General features: G+C 66.6%; 23 protein-coding genes. 10 read left to right on the plus strand and 13 right to left on the minus strand.

All coding sequences use genetic code 11. The features are described 5' to 3' along the window. Positions 1–133: 133 nt before the first annotated feature. The gene (locus ACFYO1_RS27015; RefSeq protein WP_387236561.1) at positions 134–1,423 is read right to left on the minus strand and encodes an epoxide hydrolase family protein; all 1,290 of its coding nucleotides are present in this window, start codon (positions 1,421–1,423) and stop codon (positions 134–136) included. 160 nt (positions 1,424–1,583) lie between these two features. On the opposite strand from ACFYO1_RS27015, the gene ACFYO1_RS27020 reads away from it, so the two are divergent. After that, a complete protein-coding gene (locus tag ACFYO1_RS27020; protein WP_387236563.1) occupies positions 1,584–1,940 on the plus strand; it encodes a hypothetical protein in 357 nt (118 codons plus the stop codon). Here the strand turns inward: ACFYO1_RS27020 and ACFYO1_RS27025 are convergent. Next, positions 1,861–3,276: a DUF1254 domain-containing protein gene (locus tag ACFYO1_RS27025; RefSeq protein WP_387236565.1), complete on the minus strand. Its 1,416-nt coding sequence runs from the start codon at positions 3,274–3,276 to the stop codon at positions 1,861–1,863. The two genes, ACFYO1_RS27020 and ACFYO1_RS27025, sit on opposite strands and share 80 nt — an antisense overlap. Positions 3,277–3,358: 82 nt before the next feature. Then, complete coding sequence (locus tag ACFYO1_RS27030) at positions 3,359–3,652, minus strand: hypothetical protein (protein WP_378717390.1); 294 nt, start codon at positions 3,650–3,652, stop codon at positions 3,359–3,361. Positions 3,653–4,039: 387 nt separating this feature from the next. Here ACFYO1_RS27030 and ACFYO1_RS27035 point away from each other — a divergent pair, with 387 nt between their 5' ends. Further along, positions 4,040–4,318, plus strand: a complete 279-nt coding sequence (locus ACFYO1_RS27035; protein WP_150406360.1) for a hypothetical protein — start codon at positions 4,040–4,042, stop codon at positions 4,316–4,318. Positions 4,319–4,391: 73 nt separating this feature from the next. Here the strand turns inward: ACFYO1_RS27035 and ACFYO1_RS27040 are convergent, their stop codons facing one another. Next, a complete protein-coding gene (locus tag ACFYO1_RS27040; RefSeq protein ID WP_387236568.1) occupies positions 4,392–5,696 on the minus strand; it encodes a carotenoid oxygenase family protein in 1,305 nt (434 codons plus the stop codon). Positions 5,697–5,714: 18 nt separating this feature from the next. Next, entirely contained in the window at positions 5,715–6,269 is a 555-nt protein-coding gene (locus tag ACFYO1_RS27045) for a hypothetical protein (protein WP_387236570.1), read from the minus strand. Between the two features lie 105 nt (positions 6,270–6,374). Here ACFYO1_RS27045 and ACFYO1_RS27050 point away from each other — a divergent pair, with 105 nt between their 5' ends. Continuing rightward, positions 6,375–6,893 (plus strand): PadR family transcriptional regulator, encoded by a 519-nt coding sequence (locus ACFYO1_RS27050; protein ID WP_387236572.1) that lies wholly within the window; start codon positions 6,375–6,377, stop codon positions 6,891–6,893. 13 nt (positions 6,894–6,906) lie between these two features. Here the strand turns inward: ACFYO1_RS27050 and ACFYO1_RS27055 are convergent, their stop codons facing one another. Together ACFYO1_RS27055 and ACFYO1_RS27060 are read right to left on the minus strand one after the other, a co-directional pair. After that, positions 6,907–8,184 carry a VWA domain-containing protein gene (locus ACFYO1_RS27055; protein WP_387236574.1) on the minus strand — a complete coding sequence of 426 codons (1,278 nt, stop codon included), beginning with the start codon at positions 8,182–8,184 and terminating at the stop codon, positions 6,907–6,909. Between the two features lie 49 nt (positions 8,185–8,233). After that, positions 8,234–8,770 (minus strand): ATPase, encoded by a 537-nt coding sequence (locus tag ACFYO1_RS27060; protein WP_387236576.1) that lies wholly within the window; start codon positions 8,768–8,770, stop codon positions 8,234–8,236. Between the two features lie 80 nt (positions 8,771–8,850). Here ACFYO1_RS27060 and ACFYO1_RS27065 point away from each other — a divergent pair, with 80 nt between their 5' ends. Together ACFYO1_RS27065 and ACFYO1_RS27070 are read left to right on the plus strand one after the other, a co-directional pair. Beyond that, entirely contained in the window at positions 8,851–10,227 is a 1,377-nt protein-coding gene (locus ACFYO1_RS27065) for an MFS transporter (protein WP_387236578.1), read from the plus strand. Then, positions 10,217–10,636, plus strand: coding sequence for a MarR family winged helix-turn-helix transcriptional regulator (locus tag ACFYO1_RS27070; RefSeq protein ID WP_387236580.1), 420 nt, complete (start codon positions 10,217–10,219; stop codon positions 10,634–10,636). The genes ACFYO1_RS27065 and ACFYO1_RS27070 overlap by 11 nt, the downstream gene beginning before the upstream one ends. 26 nt (positions 10,637–10,662) lie before the next feature. Here the strand turns inward: ACFYO1_RS27070 and ACFYO1_RS27075 are convergent, their stop codons facing one another. Then, entirely contained in the window at positions 10,663–11,346 is a 684-nt protein-coding gene (locus ACFYO1_RS27075; protein WP_387236582.1) for a hypothetical protein, read from the minus strand. A gap of 157 nt (positions 11,347–11,503) precedes the next feature. Next, on the minus strand, positions 11,504–11,677 hold the full coding sequence (locus ACFYO1_RS27080) for a CsbD family protein (RefSeq protein ID WP_375909435.1): 174 nt from the start codon (positions 11,675–11,677) through the stop codon (positions 11,504–11,506). A 498-nt stretch (positions 11,678–12,175) separates the two neighbouring features. On the opposite strand from ACFYO1_RS27080, the gene ACFYO1_RS27085 reads away from it, so the two are divergent. Next, positions 12,176–13,078: an STAS domain-containing protein gene (locus ACFYO1_RS27085; protein ID WP_387238588.1), complete on the plus strand. Its 903-nt coding sequence runs from the start codon at positions 12,176–12,178 to the stop codon at positions 13,076–13,078. 3 nt (positions 13,079–13,081) lie between these two features. Here ACFYO1_RS27085 and ACFYO1_RS27090 read toward each other — a convergent pair whose 3' ends face one another. Next, positions 13,082–13,762, minus strand: coding sequence for an ANTAR domain-containing protein (locus ACFYO1_RS27090; RefSeq protein WP_387236584.1), 681 nt, complete (start codon positions 13,760–13,762; stop codon positions 13,082–13,084). Positions 13,763–13,930: 168 nt separating this feature from the next. Between ACFYO1_RS27090 and ACFYO1_RS27095 the strand changes: the two genes are divergently transcribed. Both ACFYO1_RS27095 and ACFYO1_RS27100 read left to right on the plus strand, forming a co-directional pair. Beyond that, the gene (locus ACFYO1_RS27095) at positions 13,931–14,413 is read left to right on the plus strand and encodes an anti-sigma factor (protein ID WP_387236586.1); all 483 of its coding nucleotides are present in this window, start codon (positions 13,931–13,933) and stop codon (positions 14,411–14,413) included. Continuing rightward, positions 14,403–15,239: an RNA polymerase sigma factor SigF gene (locus ACFYO1_RS27100; RefSeq protein ID WP_387236588.1), complete on the plus strand. Its 837-nt coding sequence runs from the start codon at positions 14,403–14,405 to the stop codon at positions 15,237–15,239. The genes ACFYO1_RS27095 and ACFYO1_RS27100 overlap by 11 nt, the downstream gene beginning before the upstream one ends. A 1-nt stretch (position 15,240) precedes the next feature. On the opposite strand, the gene ACFYO1_RS27105 is transcribed toward ACFYO1_RS27100, so the two are convergent. Beyond that, positions 15,241–15,747 carry a flavin reductase family protein gene (locus tag ACFYO1_RS27105; protein ID WP_387238591.1) on the minus strand — a complete coding sequence of 169 codons (507 nt, stop codon included), beginning with the start codon at positions 15,745–15,747 and terminating at the stop codon, positions 15,241–15,243. Positions 15,748–15,873: 126 nt separating this feature from the next. Continuing rightward, positions 15,874–16,236: a MerR family transcriptional regulator gene (locus tag ACFYO1_RS27110; RefSeq protein WP_387236590.1), complete on the minus strand. Its 363-nt coding sequence runs from the start codon at positions 16,234–16,236 to the stop codon at positions 15,874–15,876. Between the two features lie 51 nt (positions 16,237–16,287). On the opposite strand from ACFYO1_RS27110, the gene ACFYO1_RS27115 reads away from it, so the two are divergent. After that, a complete protein-coding gene (locus ACFYO1_RS27115) occupies positions 16,288–16,935 on the plus strand; it encodes an NAD(P)H-dependent oxidoreductase (RefSeq protein WP_387236592.1) in 648 nt (215 codons plus the stop codon). Here ACFYO1_RS27115 and ACFYO1_RS27120 read toward each other — a convergent pair. Next, positions 16,915–17,322: a YdeI family protein gene (locus ACFYO1_RS27120; RefSeq protein WP_387236594.1), complete on the minus strand. Its 408-nt coding sequence runs from the start codon at positions 17,320–17,322 to the stop codon at positions 16,915–16,917. The genes ACFYO1_RS27115 and ACFYO1_RS27120 overlap by 21 nt on opposite strands. 150 nt (positions 17,323–17,472) lie before the next feature. On the opposite strand from ACFYO1_RS27120, the gene ACFYO1_RS27125 reads away from it, so the two are divergent. Beyond that, a complete protein-coding gene (locus tag ACFYO1_RS27125) occupies positions 17,473–17,910 on the plus strand; it encodes a hypothetical protein (protein ID WP_387236596.1) in 438 nt (145 codons plus the stop codon). Positions 17,911–17,942: the final 32 nt, after the last annotated feature.

Below are 17,942 nucleotides of genomic sequence, written 5' to 3' on the forward strand. Positions count from 1 at the left end.
CAACATTGTGTGGAACACGTTCCAGTGACGATGGAACCACAGAACCGGTGCCGGTGAACAGTGTTTAGTAAATCCTGTTTACTCGAGTCGCGCGGGCCGTCCGCGCGCCCGGCTTGGCGCGCGGACGTCCGGCTCAGCCGAGTTTGCGGAAGAATACGCGCAGGTCATCTACCACCGCCTGCGGATCCTCCAGCGAGAGGAAGTGCCCGCCGCGACCGAGTTCGGTCCAGTGCACGATGTGGTGATCGCGCTCGGCCCAGCGGCGGATGGTCACATCGTGCGCGGAGACCAGCACGCCGGTCGGGACGGTGGAGCGCGCCGTGGTCGTCCAATCCGCGCCGCCGTCGGCCCAGGCTTCGTCGGGTTGCCCGGCGATCCGCTCGCCGGCGGATTGCTCGATGGCGCTGTCCGCACCCCAGGTGTCTGCCGATCGTCCGGCGGTGTCGCCTGCGGACCACTCGGCCGAACTCCAGTCGTTCGCGGAGATCTCCTCGTAGTAGATCTGCGCCGACGAACCCGCGGTCCCGGTCAGCCAGTACAGCGATACCTCGAGCAGTATCCGATCGCGATCGATGCTGTCCTCGGGCAGACCGTCCTCGGGCATGGTCAGCTCCTTGAACTTCTCCACCATCCAGGCAAGCTGACCTACGGGCGAGTCGTTCAGTCCGAACGCCACAGTTTGCGGCCTTTTCGAATTGCATTGCAGGTAGGCGTCATTGAAGTTCTGCATCCGCGCCCAGCGCTGCTGCTCGAGCTCGGTGAGACCGTCCAGCTCCCCGTCGATCCCCACCGGGAAAGTGATCAACCCGTTGACGTGCACGCCCGTGACCCGCTCCGCGTCCTGCTTGCCCAGCCGCGGCGCGACCAACGCACCGGTGTCGTAGCCGTGCACGCCGTACCGGTCGTAACCGAGCTTGTCCATCACCCGACTCAGCGCCCCAGCCATTTTCGCCGCGTTCATGCCCGGACCCGCCAGCGGAATCGAGAAGCCGAAGCCGGGCAGTGACGGAATCACCAGATGGAAGGCGTCGGCCGGATCGCCGCCGTGCGCACGCGGGTCCGACAGCGGGCCGATCAGCTCGAGGAAGTCGGCAACCCCGCCCGGCCAGCCGTGCAACAGCAGCAGCGGCGTCGCATCCGGTTCCGGCGAGGGCACGTGCAGGAAGTGGATGGTCTGGCCGTCGACGTCGGTGACGAACTGCGGGTGCGCGTTGAGCCGGGATTCCTGTGCCCGCCAGTCGAATCCGGACCGCCAGTAGTCGGCGAGCCCTTTCAAGTAGTCGACCGGAACACCTCGGCTCCAACCGACCCCGGCCAGTTCCGCCGGCCAGCGGGTGTTGGCCAGTCGCGCATGCAGGTCATCGAGATCGGCCTGCGGGATGCCGATGCGGAAGGGACGGATGCTCTCCGGTGTGTTTGTCATGGTCAGAACGCTATTGGCGGCTTAGGACAGCTACGTTCCCAACCGCGCACCCGCCGACGGATTCTGCCCTGAGCGGAAACGAGTCGTCCGGAATCGCACCCGTTCGCCGACGGAGGGGCATGTAATGGTGTGGAGGCCCGCATCGGTTCGGGGAGGTTCCATGCCCAGTATGTACGAGCACGTCGGTGGCGCCGAGGTGCTGCATCGCGTCGAGGCGGCGTTCTATGACAGGGCGCTCGCCGACCCGGTGCTGAAGACCCTGTTCACCGAACGGCGGCCGGATCACGTCGATCATCTCACCTGGTTCACCGCCGAATCATTCGGTGGGCCTGAGCAATTCAGCCGCGAGCTCGGTTTCGACCACCTGATCGCGGTGCACCGCGGCCTGGCCATCACCGACGAGCAGTACCGCACTGGACGTGGGCGGGCGACTGAGGTCAGGACACCGGCGTCAGCGGTGGCGGTTGCCAACGCCCCTGGATCGCTTCGTCTTTCGGCGCGTACAAGCGCATGGTGAGGGAGAACTGGCCCGACTCCGGGATGGGCAGCCAATTGCCCGGTGGCACGGCCGGGCCCGGGTCGGCGTGCTGAACCGCGAGATCGACGGACCCGTCGGGGTTCGGCACCACCGGCAGTTGGTGGCCGATCGCATAGATCCCAGCCGGATTGGGCATCAGATAGCTGTCGGCGTCGTAGGCGGTCAACGACCAGAAGGCGTCGACCGGCGGCAGCTCCCCCGCCGGGAAGTGCAGCCGGAACCGGCCGGTGCTGCCGTTGGCGCCCGCCGTGGCGAACAGGGTCGGGTAGATGGCGTCCTGAGGCAGGTTGGCGCCCAGTCCTTTCCACGCGACGCCGGCCCGTTGCAGATAGTTGGTGCCGTAGGCGCCGATGGCGGGATCGAAGGTCCAGCCGTTCTCGTTCACCGCCGCCGGATCGAGGTAGACCGGAATCTGTTGCCGCGCAGTGCTGACCGCGGCCCCCAGCTCGCGATCGGAGAGGCGGTCGACCTCGCCGCCCGGCGAGAGACCGATGGTGGCGAAGCGCTTCATCGCGGCCGCGTCGTCGGGCGCGGGCGGGTTGATCGCCAGAAGCGCGGACATCCGATCGAAGAAGGCCCGCGCGTCCAGCTCGGCGATCCGCTTGGCCGGCGGCGTCGAATCAGCTTGCGGCGCAGGAGGAACATCCGCCGCCGGTCGCCCGGCGGTCCAGTCGCTCAGCGTAGCCAGCCGCAATTGCCGCTGGAGTGCGTGCACGGCGGGCAGGTCGTCGGCGCCGTTGACCTGGATCCGGCCGAGCAGCCAGACGGTCGGCGTCGGCATGGGCAACGGGGTGAGCCCGTCGGGCAGCGTGCCGGACCAGCCGGGCCCGACGATCGCGTAGGTGAACGGCGCCCCCGACTTCGTTTGCGGCCGAACGCTGCTCGGATTGTGCGTGGTGTTCGACCAGGCGTCGAGCAGCTGCATCAGCCAGTACCGTCCGCCGTCCATGGCCGGCACCTGCAACACCATCGGCTCGGCGCGCAGATCGAGCCACGCGGACGAATACAGCGTGTCCAGGTTGAGCCGCACCACATCCCGGCGCTCGGGCGTGGGCAGCGCGGCGGCGTGCTGGAACCGGTTGGCCGGGACGCGCGCCTCGGCGGCCGTCCTGGTGACGTCCATCAGCACCAGCGGAAAGCCGAAGATGTACGCGTCCTTGGCGATCGACTCGGTCGTACTGAGCGCCGCGCTGGTGGGCGACGCCGACGGCTCATCGGAGCCGCCGCACGCCGTCACCCCGAACGCCGAGGCCGCGGCGGTTGCCGCCAAGCCGAACATGGTCCGGCGCGACACTCCGCCGTCGGTCTCGCCCATAGGTTTTTCCCCTGCTTCCGATCCGATCGGACATTGCGAGAGATCCGCGCAGGAGTATAGCCAAACGTTTGCCGAAGGCGGCTCAGGTGCCCAGCACGGCGTTCATGATGGTGCCCGCGCTGGTCGCGACGACGCCACCGATCATGGCGCCGGCGATCATCTTCGGCGATTGCAGCGCGCCGCCCTGCCACTTCTCCCAGGCGAACTTGCCGCCGGCGAAGACGATCGCCAGGATCCCGGACAGCAGCGCGAACCAGGTGAGGTAGCGGACCATCTGTAACAGCTTGTCCGACAACGGCGGCGCCTCCGGGGTCGGGTTGCTCACCTGCGCCAACGTCGTGAAGCTGTCCCCGATCGACGTCAAAATGATGCTCACCGTCTGCTCCCTACGCTTCACTACAACTTCTCCGCCGCCGAGCTGCCACGCGAAAGTTGTTCGACCACCGATGAATTCGATCTTGAATGAGGATACTGGCACGCCGGCTCTCGCGTGACCACCGTGCGGGTAACCACACGGCACCTCCGAAAATCGCCCCCAAGCGGTAGTAAGCGACCACCCGCCGGCGGACCGACGGCGCGCGGCGACCGGGTCATCGAGCACCCCGCCCCACCCATCATCCCGACGTATGGCAGCCCCGGCAAGGGCACAGCGACACCGAACTTCACTGCGCTGCACCGACCCGACTGCATTGCCGCGAACAAACCGATACCATCGCAGTCAGCGAATCTTGCCCTGTCCCGAATCCAGAATGAGCTGACCACGATGATCCTGCTCGCCGTGCACGACACACTGCTTGCTCAGATCGGCAACCCCAGCCCCGAGGCTCCGCCGATCTCGGACAAGTTCCTCCAACTGGTCCGCTACTTCACCTGGTTCGTTCTCTTGGCGGGCATCACCGCCATCATCTACGCGGGCGGCAAGTTCGCGTGGGAGAAGTGGACCGGCGGCGGACTCGACTCCCCGAAGATGGTGGCCGGAGCCATGATCGGTGGTGTCGTCGCCACCAGCGCGGGCACCATCATGAACGCCGTCATCGGCTGACCTACCCGAATCCGCTGCTCGACGCCCGCGAAACGGCCGCAGCGGTATCGAACCGCCGCGGCCGCGCGGCGAACTACCGGTCCGCGAGCCAACTTCCGTGGAACCCGAACGGGACGCGGCGCGGGAGGTGGATGGTGGCGACCGGTTCGGCGGCCACGTCACCGGCATAGAGAATGGCCAGATCGCTGCGGTCGGTCTCGGCGTTGTAGACGTAGGTCATGAGATAGCCGGGGCCGCCGGGGTTCTGATCCGCAGGGGCGAACGCGGCCTCGCCGGGGATCCGGCCGGGGCCGAACTCGTGCGCGGTCTGGCCGCCCGTGTGCAGGTCATAGCGGATCAGGGCGCCCGAATCGCCGGACACCGCGGCATGGCCGAAGCGGGCATCCAAGCCGGTCAGGCGATCGTCCACCCGCGGGAACTCGGCGTTGCGATCGTCGAGCTGCTCCTCGGTGACGGTGCCGGTGGTGAGGTCGATGGTCCAGCGCCACAAGGTCGACCTGTCGAAACCGTCCGAGGTCCCGCGCCACAGCTCGGCGTAGCGCATCACGTACAGCACGATTCGGCCCGGCTCGTCGTGTGCGTTGAGCGAGTGGAAGACGTAGCAGGGGTCGATCGGAAACCAGCGCACCTCGCCGAACGGGTCGTCGCGCCGCAGCACCCCGAGCCGGGCCTGGTAGTCGTCGCTCCAGCGGAACGGCATGCCGTCGCCGGCGACCGCGCTCGCCAGGTCGAAAACGACCGGCAGGTCCATGAATACGACGTGCTCGGCGGTCAGGTTGAAGTCGTGCTGCATCGTCGCGGCCGGCACGTCGATCGGACGGCTGAGCAGGAGAGTGCCGTCGGCGTCGGCGCGGTGGTAGGTCAGGAAGGGCTCGCCGACCACCTCGTAGCCGAAGAAGTGCAGCTCGCCGGTGACCGGGCAGGTCTTGGGGTGCGCGGTCATCGCGGTGCGCAGCGCGCCGTCGAAATCGTACGGGCCGACGGTGTCCAGCTCGCGGGTCAATTCGTAGGGGTAGGACGTTTCGACCAGCGCCAGGGTGCGTCCCGCATGCCGGATGACGTGGGTGTTGGCGACACCGGCGGTGAGGTTCCGCTCGCCCGTCTCGCCGTAGCCGCGGGCGCCGTCGGTGAACGTCGAGGTGCGGACCCAGCGATTGCGGTAGGAGACCGCGCGGCCGTTCTCGATCCGCACCCCGTGCACCATGCCGTCGCCGGCGAACCAGTGCCGGGCGGCCGCGGCCTGCGGGTTGGGGCCGTTGCGCAGGTACCAGCCGGTGAGCTCCGGCGGGATCTGCCCGGTGACCGGGAGATCGTGGGCGGTCAGTTCCTCGGTGACGGGTGCGAAGTTGCCGGCGAGGTACGGAGGTGAAGAAGTCAAGGGAGACAACCGATCTGGTCAGGCTGCGGCGCCGGCGGGCGCCTTGGACTGGATGTAGGCGACGTAGCGAATGGTGAAGACCACCGGGATCGCGAAGGCCAGGACCTGCGCGATGGTCCGCGGGGTCGAGCCGGCCTGCGCGAGCACGGTCAGCACGAGGCAGCCGATGGTGAAACTCGCGGCCCAGACCGAGGTGAGCACATAGGCGGTCCGGATGAATACCGGGTTGTCCCAAAACTCTTCCGGGGTGGACTGTTTCGCGATACCGAGGGTGAACGGCCTGCGCACCGCGAGCGAGAAGAGCGCGATCAACGCGAGCACACCCGAGGACAACGCGGGGCTGTAGGGATGCAGGGCGGTGTTCGGATCCACGAAGGCGAGCACGGTCAGCGCGGCGAAGAAAACCAGCGATCCGAGGTCGATCATCAGGGCGTCGAGGGTCCGGCCACCGCGGACTTGGCGGGCCACCTCCACCACCGACAGCAGCAGCGCGATCAACGCGGCCCACTGCCAGTACGCGGCCGGAATGATCGCGTAGACGATCCAGGGGGCGAAAGTGCGCAGATACGACATGTTCGGAGCTCCTCGACTCGCGTTGCCGCGACATTCCAGTTGTGACATGTCGAAACTAGAGTATCCGAGTTAGACATGTCAATAGTGGAATGTAGAGTGAGGACCATGAGTCTCCGGTACGCCATGCTCGGACTGCTGGCCGACCGCCCGGCCAGCGGCTATGACCTGCTGCAACGGTTCAAGGTCTCGCTGGCCAATGTCTGGTCCGCGACGCAGAGCCAGATCTACACCGAGCTGGGCAAGCTCGCCGACGCCGAGCTGATCGCCGTGTCCGACGAGGGGCCGCGCGGCCGCAAGGAATACACGATCACCGCGGCCGGCCTGGCGGAGCTGCGGCACTGGCTGACCGGCACCCGGCCGAAGCAGGTGATCCGCAACGAGACGCTGCTGCGCGTGTTCTTCCTCGGCGTGGTGTCACGGGCTCAGGCCACGGACTATCTGGACGGCATCGCGACCACATCCGGCAAGGGGCACCAGGAGCTGCTCGCGCTCAAAGAGACCATCGACTGGGACGATGACGACTTCTCCCGGTACGGCCGCATCGCGATGGAGTGGGGCGAACGCTTCTACGCGATGAACGAGCAGTGGGCCAGGTGGGCGATGGAGCAGCTCCCCGAGGACTGAAATCCGTTGCGGTTCAGCGCAGGACACCTGCGGCCTTGGCGGCTCGCAGCCAGTCCGGGAACTCGCCGAGCAGGCGGGCGTACAGCTCGCCGTCGTCGACTCGATCGATGTCGTCGAGTGCGAAAAAGCCCGCGTTGTCGACGATCCGGCCGGTCATCTCGTCCAGCGAGCGCAGCAGGCCGTAGTTGGCCCGGCCGAGTCCGATGAACTGCCAGAAGGCGGGCAGGTGCGACGCCTCGCGCATGAGCGCGGCGATCTCGCGCTTGTTCGCGAAGCCGCCGTCGGTGAAGAACAGGATCAGCGTCGGCCCGTCGCCGGGGCGCAGCGACGCGATGATGTCGCGCATGATCGGCAATTCGTCGTTGCGGCCACCGATCCGGTTGTAGTCGATGCCCGCGTGGGTTCCGCTGAGGTGCAGGTAGGTCCGCGACCACTCGTCGCTGTGCTCGACGGTGATGTCCGGCAGCTTGGCGAACGAGAGGGCGTAGAGATACGCCTCCAGCGCGCCGTTGTCGTCCAATTGGGTTGCCACCGGGACCATCCGCTGCACCACGCGATGCACCACCCGGCTACGGTACTGCCCGATCATGCTGCCGGTCTTGTCGATCACCAGCACCACGCGGGCACGAATGCCGAAGGCGTCCTTGCTGATCAGAGCTTTGGCGACGGCACGCTTGCGCAGGTCCAGTTTCTGGCGCTTCTCGAACGAGAGCGCCGCCTCACCGGGCACGGTGCGCACCTGCGGATCCGATCCGGACGGCTCCGAGACGGACTGCGGCACATCAGGTTCCGACCTGTCGGGCGCATCGTCCACGCGCACACCATGATCGGTGACCAGATCCGCGAAGCCCCCGGCGTACCCCTGCCCCACCGCCCGGACTTTCCACTCGGCACCGCGCCGGTACAACTCGAGCGCGATCACCACGGACTCACTGCCGAGCCCGTCGATCCGGTACTCGTACAACACATTTCCGGACACATCGGCCACCGTGGCCACCGGCGCGGCGAACCGGCCGAACGTAGCGCCCGGATCGTCCAGCGTGATCACCGTCCGCAACTGCGCGATCTCCGCCGGCACCTCGGCGAACGAAACCTCCAGCGCCCCGGACCGCAGCACCACCCCGGGCGCCGCCGGCTGATTGAAGAACACGAAGTCGGCGTCCGAGCGCACCTTCCCCACTGCGGTCACCAGCAACGCCGACACATCGATCGCCGCCTCAGTGCGCACCGACACCACCACCCGCGCCTGCGCCACTCCCCCGTTCTGCCCCTTGACCAGTGCAGCACCCACCGCGACTCCCTAATCCGGACCTTCGACCACAGTCAGGTTAGGGCAGTACCTACCCGAGCATCGGGGGATCCGGCCGCCAGCCGGTCAATCCGATGACCTGGGCGGCGATCTCCTCCGGCGACCGGCCGATGGTGTCGACCACGTGCGTCCGACCGGACACCGCGGTAGACAGCGCCCGCGCCATCAGGATGCTCCGCTCCAGGTGACGTGCCAACTCGACACCGTTCTCCCGCTGCGCAAGTCGCGCACGCGCGGTCTGATCGTCGCAGGTCAACAAAACCGCGGTGACCGAGGGCCGATCCCCCATCGCGGCGGTGAGCTCTTCGATCACCCTGGGGAACACGCTCGCCGTGTTCGTGTAGACCAGCCGCCGATAGCCGAGCGAACGATAGTTGGTCCACATCGCCGCCAGGTTCCGCTCGGCCAGCCCCTGTTCGGCGGGCGACGGATAAGCCTGATCGAGGTTGTCCCCCTCGATCAGGGCGTGCCGGACGCGCGCGGTGGACAGCAACGCGTGCACCGCGAGCCCGACCCGGGTCTTGCCCACTCCTGAACGTCCGCCGAGAAACAGCGCTTCCGAGATCACCCGCTCAGCATGCCAACCGGGTCGTGCGACTCAGATCACAGCCCTTGCGTCTGGAACAGTTGTAACTACACAATAGTTGTGTGGTTACAACTGTTCCGGAGATGACGGCACAGCGTAAGACGCTGGTGCTGGTTACCTGTTGCCTCAGCCTGTTGATCGTCTCGATGGACTCGACGATCGTGAACGTGGCGATACCCGCGATCCAGACCGACCTGGACGCTCCGCTGTCCCGGTTGCAGTGGATCGTCGATATCTACACGCTCACGCTGGCCAGCCTGTTGATGCTGGCGGGCGGCATGGCGGATCGGTTCGGGCGGCGCCGGGTGTTCCGGATCGGGCTGGTCACCTTCGCGATCGGATCGCTGCTGTGCAGCCTCGCGCCGTCCATCGACATTTTGATCGGCGCTCGGTTCCTGCAGGCGATCGGCGGATCGATGCTCAACCCGGTGGCGATGTCGATCATCACCACGGTGTTCACCGGCCGAATGGAACGCGCACGCGCGATCGGCGTGTGGGGCGCGGTGGTCGGCATTTCGATGGCTCTCGGGCCGACGATCGGCGGCGTGCTGATCGATGCGCTGGGCTGGCAGTCGGTGTTCTGGATCAACCTGCCGATCTGTCTGCTCGCGCTGCTGTTCACGGCGCTGTTCGTGCCGGAGTCGAAGTCGGTGACCTTCCGAGGCATCGACCCGATCGGGCAGGTGCTCGCGGTGGTGTTCCTGTTCACCACGGTATTCGGGCTGATCGAGCGCATGCCGCTGATCTTCGTGGTTTCGGCGCTGGCGCTGGCCGCGTTCGTCTACTACGAGTCGCGCCGCGTGGATCCCTTCATCGATCTGCGGTTCTTCCGCAGCGTGCCGTTCGCCTCGGCGACGGTGATCGCGATCTTCTCCTTCGCCGCGCTCGGCGCGTTCCTGTTCAGCTGCTCGCTGTATTTGCAGAACGTGCGGCACTACTCGGCGGTGCACACCGGGCTGCTGTATCTCGCGATGGCCGTCGCCGTGGTGATCGTCTCGCCGCTGTCCGGTCGCCTGGTCGGCCGGGTCGGGACCAAGCCGTCGCTGATCGGCGCGGGCGTGCTGATGACCGTGGCCGCCGTGCTGCTCACCACGCTCGACGCGCACACCCCGGTGTGGGCGCTGGTGATCATATTCGCGCTGTTCGGGATCGGGTTCGGCGCGGTGAACGCGCCGATCACCACCACCGCGGTCAGCGGGATGCCGCTGGATCGGGCGGGCGCCGCGTCGGCGGTGGCCTCGACCAGCCGGCAGGTGGGCGTGAGCATCGGGGTCGCGCTGTGCGGCGCGCTGGCCGGCGCCGGGCTGTGGTGGGTGATCGCGGTGTTCACCGCGGGTGTCGCCATACTCGGCGTAGTCGCGAACACGCCGTGGGCCAAGCGGTCCAGTGACCGCGTCGCCCCGCTACTGGAACAGAAAGTGCCCGTCCATGCCGCATGACAACCCCACCCCCGACGAGGTGTGGGCCCTGCTCACCCGCATCGTGATGTACTCGCGCGACCCGTGGCGGCGGGCCGCGAGCGAGCGGGCCGGGGTGTCGTTCAGCCGGATTCGGGTGTTGCGCCGGCTGCGAACCGGGCCGATGACGGTCAAGCAGCTGGCACACGCCGCGGCGATGGACGCCCCGGCGGCCACGGTCGCGGTCAACGACCTCGAGGAACAGGGCTACGTCGTGCGCGAGATCGATCCCACCAACCGGCGGCAGAAACTGGTGTCCATCACCGACGCCGGCCGCGCCGTGCTCGCCAAGGCGCTGGCGACCCCGGATCCCGCGCCGGAATCCGTCGCGGCGCTGTCCGCCGGCGAACTGCGGGCGCTACGCGATATCCTCAGCCGGATCGAGCACTGAAAAGCCGGATCGAGCACTGAAACCGTTCAGGCGCTGACGAACTCGCGATCGCCGTACTGGATGCCGGCCGTGTCCCAGGTACCGCCGAGACCCGCGACGAAGCGCTGGGCCAACTCCAGGTCGGAGAGATCGACCACGAGGATCAGCGTGCCGTCCTCGGTGATCGAGCCGCCGACGAGCCGTTCCCTGGCCACCGGGTCGGCGACCAGCCCGTCGCGGAACCGCTGCTCGCCGACTCCGCCGACGGCAACCGTAAAGGCATCCACCCCAGGCGAATTCGCGGCGAGCCGCTGGAACGTCAGCACGGATTCCTGCTGATACCGGACACGCACCTGGTCGGCTATCTGCCGCAGTTCGGCGCCGTCGACACAGGCCAGATGGAACTCGCGGGAGCGCTCGTAGGTTGCCTGCTGCCGCTCGTCCGACCAGAAAACCCCGCTGACCAGCGTCGATCCCACGGGTAATCCGATGTGCTGCACCGCGATTGCGTCGACGGCCAGCTCGAACCCGGCCAGCCGGTTACGCAGCCGCTCGTCCTGCGGATCGGTGATCGTCGCGGTGTTGTCGGTCGCGAACAGTTCCGCGGTGGGCTGCAACGGATTTCCCGCCGCACACGCCGCCGGCCCCGCCGCGGCGGGCCCCACTCCCCCGACCAAGCCCGCACCGACGAACACCGACGCAACAACTGCCACCATCCGTGCCGCGATCATCCCGATCCTCCCGAGTCGCCGATCTACGCGCTGGACCTCAGCACCCTATCGCCGAACCCGGCCGGCTCGCGACGCATTACCCGCACCCAGACATGGACGAGCGGGTGCCGCCCGGTGGGGCGCACACCCGCTCGACAGCAGTCGACCGAACTATCGGTCAGTTGCGGAAGGCATCCTTGATCTTCTCGCCTGCGTCCTTGAGGTTGGACTTGACCTGGTCGGCCTTGCCCTCGTTCTTCAGGTCCTGGTCGTCGGTCGCGTCACCGAACTTCTCCTTCGCCTGACCGGCGAGATCCTCAGCCTTGTTCTTGGCCTTGTCAGCTGTGCTCATTTGTCTAACCCCTTCCGAATCGGGTTCGACCGACCTGCCTTTTTTGGGCCAGTCGTGTGCCGTATAACCGGCTCACGCCGATGCAAACACCCGCGAGTCGTTTCCGTTACTACCGGTAACTTGCACTCGCCCTCCGAGCTGGGGATACGGCCGACAGTGCGACGTGAATTTCATCGGCACATGGCGCTGTGCGCCACCCCGAGCAGCGACGCCGGGCTGCCGACCACTGATCGATCCGGTCCTCCCCATCCCGATGGCCGAACGTGACCCGATGTCGCGACGAATTCGCCTGGCGGAGAGCGGAAACGAAATGGGCGAGCGGTATACCCCGGCCGCCGCGCCCGGAAACCCGGTGTCGCCGATTTCGCCGCCTGCGTCGCCCCCGGTAGGTATACGATTCTGCGGGCGGTGGAACGGTCCAGAAAGTGGCCGGGCATCGTAATTTCGAGCACGCGATTCCGAAAAGCGTGGGATGGACCGGAGGCGGCATTGTCCGAGCTGTCGATTACTGCGTTCGCGACCGACACCAGCTCCAACGGTGTCAGCGAGGGATTGCTGTCCGAGCTGGTGGAGCACCTGCGGCAGAACCGCACCGTGCTGCGCGAGGAGTGGGCGCGGCGCATCACCGAGGCGCAGTTACTGACCGCGATGACACCGGACGAGATGTTTTCCGAAGCGACCTCGGTCTACGACAACTACGTGGCCGTGCTGGAAACGGGTTCGGTGGAGGCGCTGCAGGATTACGCCCGCGATCTGTCCGAGCGCATCATTCCGCGAGGCGTCGAAACCGACGAGGTCCTCGGCATCGTGCTGCTGCTGCGCGACGTGCTGGCCCGCTCGCTGTTCGAGAAGTACCAGACCGACTTCCAGTTGCTGAACGCCGTTCTCGACGCGTACGAGCCGGCCGCCAACCGCATCGCCAACACCGTGGGCGTCTCCTTCGTCGAGGAACGCGAGCGCATCATCCGCCAGCAGCAGGAGGCGATCCGCGAGCTGTCCACCCCTGTTCTCCAGGTGCGTGAACAGCTGCTCATCCTCCCCATCATCGGCGTGCTCGACGGTCAGCGGGCCCGTCAGCTCACCGAGCAGCTGCTGCGCGCGATTCGCGCCAACCGCGCCAAGGTGGTCGTCATCGATATCACCGGTGTGCCGACCATCGACTCCACGGTGGCCAACCACCTGGTGCAGACCGTCGACGCGTCGGGACTGATGGGTGCGAACGTGATCATCACCGGACTGTCCTCGGAGATCGCGCTGACCCTGGTCACCATCGGCCTGGACCTGTCCAAGATGAACGCGGTCGGCGACCTCCAGGGCGGCATCGAAGAGGCCGAACGACTGCTCGGCTACGAGGTCAGCCGCAGCGGCACCGGCGAGACCGGCCGGCGACCGGAGATCTGAAGGCTAGTCCGGTCCGGCGTTCTCGTGCACGGTCAGCAGCAGATGGTCGAACGCGGTCTGCACCTGTGGCGGCGCGGGCGGCAGTGAGTCGAGTTCGGCGATGAGCCGCGAGGCCAGCGTGCGCAGCTTGACGTTGGTCTCCTGCGAGCGCCACTGCAACACCCGGAACGCCTGCTCGGCATTGAGCCGGTACACCCGCATCAACACGCCCTTGGCCTGCTCGATCACAGCGCGCGTCTCGAACAGTTCCGGCAGCGCGTCGTCCAGCATCTCCTGGCGCTGTTCGTCGATGGTTTCGGTCAGATCGACGTAGTAGCCGGTGGTGCCGACAACCTTGCCGTCCTCGGTCAGGGTGTCGCCCAAGACGATCACATGGCGGACCTGGCCGGCGGTGTCGATGATGCGGTGGCGGCTACAGAACGGCTGGGCATCGTGCAGCGACTTCGCGATGGTCTCCGCGACCTGCGCGCGATCCTCCGGATGCTTGTGCGACAACAGCAATTCCGTCGTCGGCGTCACCGTCCCCGGCTTGTACCCGTGCATCGCGGCGACCACGTCCGACCACTGCCACCGCTGATCCGCGAACCAGAAGGAAAAGCTTCCGGCCACCTGCGGTGTGCCGCCACCGACCACCTGGACGACCGCACTGGTCGCATCGGTGGCCGTCGCGCCTGTTTCTCTCACCGGGTAAGTATGCGCCCTACCTGCGCTTTCTGCTCCATCTCGGTGGTCGCTCGCTCGTGTCTTTGTGCCCTATCCGCAGGGACCTTATGCCCTATCCGACAGTGAAATCGGGTCACATCGCCGCGCTGAGATTCTCGGCTCTCGGGGTTGGGCCCACGCTTCGCGGGTATGGCATCAGTGAATCGTTGGGAGGCGGTGAACATGATGAAGGTGGTTTCCAAGACATCGGCACCACATCAAACGGCCGTGGTCGCACACCGAGTGGCATTCGAGCTGGCCGCTGAGCCGCACGAGTTGGGGATGCTGCGTGCGCTCACCGATACGACATGCATGATGGCCGATGTCACACTCGACGCGATCCCCGATATCCGGCTGGTGCTCAGCGAGGCGGCGACCGCGCTGATGCTCGACGCGGCGGCCGGTTCGGTCCTGCGGTGTGCCTTCACCTACAACAAGCGACGGCTCAGCGTGCGGCTCAGCGCGAGCACGACCCGCGATGTCGAAATCAGCCGCGATCCGTTGAGCTGGCAATTGGTGCAGGTGCTGACCGATTCGGCCGAGTTGCACCAGGATTCGTTTGATCCCGAAACGGGTGGATATCCGACGGCCATCGAATTCAGTTGGGAGCGAGGTATATCCGATGCAACGTGAGCTCACCACCGACCGGACCGAGACACCCCGGCACAGCAGTCCGCGTGGTGACAGCTACGACGACATCGAGCCCTGGTTCGAGAAGATGGCCGCACTCTCCGCGCACGACCCGCACCGAAACGAGTTGCGCGAGCAGATAACCCGGCTGTGCCTGCCGCTGGCCGAACACATCGCGCGTAAATTCGCCGGCCGCGGAGAGGCCTTCGATGACCTCCATCAAATCGCCAGGGTCGGCCTGGTGCTCGCGATCGACCGGTTCGATGCGTCGCGCGGGAGTTCGTTTCTGTCCTTCGCGGTACCGACGATCATGGGCGAGGTGCGCAGGCACTTCCGCGATCACACCTGGGCGGTACGAGTTCCGCGTCGGCTCAAGGAAATTCAGCAACTGATCGGGCCGGCCACCGAGACTCTGTCGAACAAGCTCGGGCGGGTGCCCAATGCCAGGGAGATCGCCGCCGAGCTGGATATCGAACTCAGCGAGGTAACCCAGGCGCTGATCGCGCGCAACGGGTATCAGTCCAACTCGATCGACGGCCTCACCCGCGACGATGACGAGAACGCGGCGGCGCCCGTCGTGGCCGGACTCGGCGCCGAGGAGCCGTGTTACGAACTGCTGGAGCAGTCGATGACTGTGCGTCCGTTGATCGCGGCGTTGCCCGAGCGGGAGCGTCAGGTACTGATCATGCGGTTCTTCGACTCGCTGACCCAGGCGCAGATCGCCGAGCAACTCGGGGTCTCACAGATGCAGGTGTCGCGCATTCTGAGCAAGACCTTGAACACCCTGCGCGAGCAGGCGCTGGACGACCGCCCCGCGCAGGTGGCCTGAGCTAGGCCATGTGCCCGGGCTTCAAACCGGCGACGAGGTTGTAGCGCAACGGTTCCGTTCGCGGCGGCGGGGCTGACGATTCCTCCGGTGCGATGAGCAGGCCGACGTGATCGCCCAGATCATGTCGTTCGAGGATGCGGCCGGTGAACCAGCCCGCGGCGGCGGTCAGGATCGGTAAGTCCGCCGGGCCGGGCTGCCACTTGCAATGGGCGAACTTGTTGATGTCGTCGCCGGTCTCCGCGCCGAACAGCGCGGCGAGCGAAGACTGTTCACGGCCGAGCAGATGGACGGCGAGGTGCCCGGCCGCCATCGCGACACCGAAGGTGAAGTTGGTTTTGGAGATGCCGACCAGGAAGCGCGGCGGCTCGATGCTCACCTGCGAGGTGAAGCCGACCAGGCACCCGGCTTGGCGACCATCGGCCCGGGTGGTCACGACGAACACCGGGTAGTCGGCGGCCGCGATCACCGCGTCGAAACCGGTTCTAGCTGCTGTGGCGTTGTCCGACATGGTCCTCGCACTCGGCTCGGCCGTGACCTTCTCCTGCGGTTTCGGCAGGGCTGGGGACCACGGCAAGTGGGCTGTCCGTAACCCACACTACGAGACATCGACGGTGAGCCGGGCGACGAGTTTTCGTCAGAGCCCGGTCATGACGTCTTCGCGCAGTTTGAGAATGTTCGCCTTTTCGGCCAGGAGTCGTTCGATGCCGGCGTCCAATTGGCGCGCGCGCTCGTCGAGTTGCGCCAGCACGTCGACGCGGTCCTGGTCGGTGGCGCTCTGCGGGGCGGTACAGGCGATGTGGATCAGCGCGGCGGCCTCGGACAAGGACAGGCCGGAGGCGAGCAGGCAGCGGATGTCGTGCACCGTCTTGACGTCTTCCTGGCGGTAATGCCGGTAGCCGTTGGGATCGCGCCGCGGGGTCAGCACGCCGGCGTTCTCGTAGTGCCGCAGCATGCGCGGGGTCGCGCCGGTGAGCTCGCTCAAATCCTTGATCCGCACCGCCCACTCCTCCTTGACATTGACGTTAGTGTCATACTTTACCTTGGCCCTATGACGAACGAACGGACTCGGCCGACCGTCCTGCTGGTGGTCTCGCACCCGGACCATGAATCCGCCACCTGGGCCATCGCCCGCGCGGTGGAGCAAGGCCTCCAGGCGGACGGAAACACTACTGCCACAACGCATGACCTGACCAAATCGGGATTCGATCCGGTGTTCAGCGCGGCGGATCTCGCGGTCCACCGCCTGCTCGGCGAGGTTCCCGAGGATGTGCGGCGCGAGCAGCGGTTGGTCGAATCGGCCGACCTCGTCGCCCTGCTGTTCCCGGTCTACTGGTGGTCCATGCCCGCGCTGGCCAAGGGGTGGATCGATCGGGTCTTCAGCCGCGGTTGGGCGTACGAGAACACCTCGCCGAAGGGCCCGAGCGCGATCGACGAGTTGCATTTCATCGCACTGGCCGGCGTCAACCAGGACTCGTTCGAGCGCCACGGATACAAGGACTCGCTCGCGCTCCAGTTGCGGCACGGGATCGCCGACTACTCCGAGATCGCCGAATCGTCGATCGAGATCCTCTACGGCACCGAAACCAGTGACCCGCAAGCACATCAGGAGCTGGCCGCCCAGGGGTACAAGCTGGGTGCCGACCTGGCCCAGCGGGCGCAGGCGGCGTTCGATCGGTCAGCTCGCTTGCTCGAGTGACGGCATGGGCCGCGCGGCGCGTGGCGTCGCGGCAGCCCAACGCCCGTCCGTCTCGGCCGCTTCGATCGCCGCGAATCCGGGTTCCCGCATCCGGCCCGCCGCGATCAGGGCCTCGGCCTTCATCACATTCAGCTGCGACCAAGGGCTTTTCGCGCGGCGCGGTGAATACCTTTGCAGGAAATGCCGCTCGTCCAAAGCCTTTCGATGGCTGTCGATCCAGCCGAAGCAGAGCGCGACATCCAGCGCCTCGCCGATCGTGAGCCCTTCGGTGCCCTGCTTGGCGATGACCAGCCATACCTCCACCGCGTCGTCGTGCTGATCGGCAAGCCACGACTCCCATTGCGCCGCGTTCGAAAACCGATGGGAGCCTGCGTCGATGTTTTCCATGAGCTCATGATCCGCACTTAAGTGCTCACCGAATGAGCACTTTCGGTCGAGGTCCGCAGATGATCTCGGACGCGACCAATCCAAAGACCGACTCGGGTCCGAATAGCGGGGTGTTCCACACCGGAATCCCACAGAATCGAGGCCCGCCCAGTGCCCTGTCGCCCTGCTCACCTCGCCGCCGGCCTCACCGCCGTCGCGGCGCTGGTCCTCCTCGCGCCCACCGCGCACGCCGTGACGTCGCCGAGCTATCGATGCACAACCATCGAGCCGGGCAAGGAAATCAGCGACAACCTCGCTCCCGTCACGGCCGGCCAGTGCACCCCGGTGAACAAGGCGCCCAAGGAAGGCGACATCACCGGCCTCTTCTTCATCCTCGACGCCACCAAGAAGGAGCCGTACTACCTCTGCGGGGTCAACCCCGACGGCAGACTCGCGCCCGCGACAACGGCGACCGGCACCGCCACCCTTCCCGGCAAGGTCACCGCCAAGGGATGCAAGACCTTCCCGAAGGGCGACATCAAGTTCACCCCGGAACAGTTCGAGCAGGAGCTGGCCAAGCAGACCAGGGAAAAGGGCAAGACGCGTTAGTCGCGTGTCGATCGCCGGGCTCCCATCCGCAA

The organism is Nocardia sp. NPDC006044, assembly GCF_042871115.1.
Lineage (GTDB): Bacteria > Actinomycetota > Actinomycetes > Mycobacteriales > Mycobacteriaceae > Nocardia.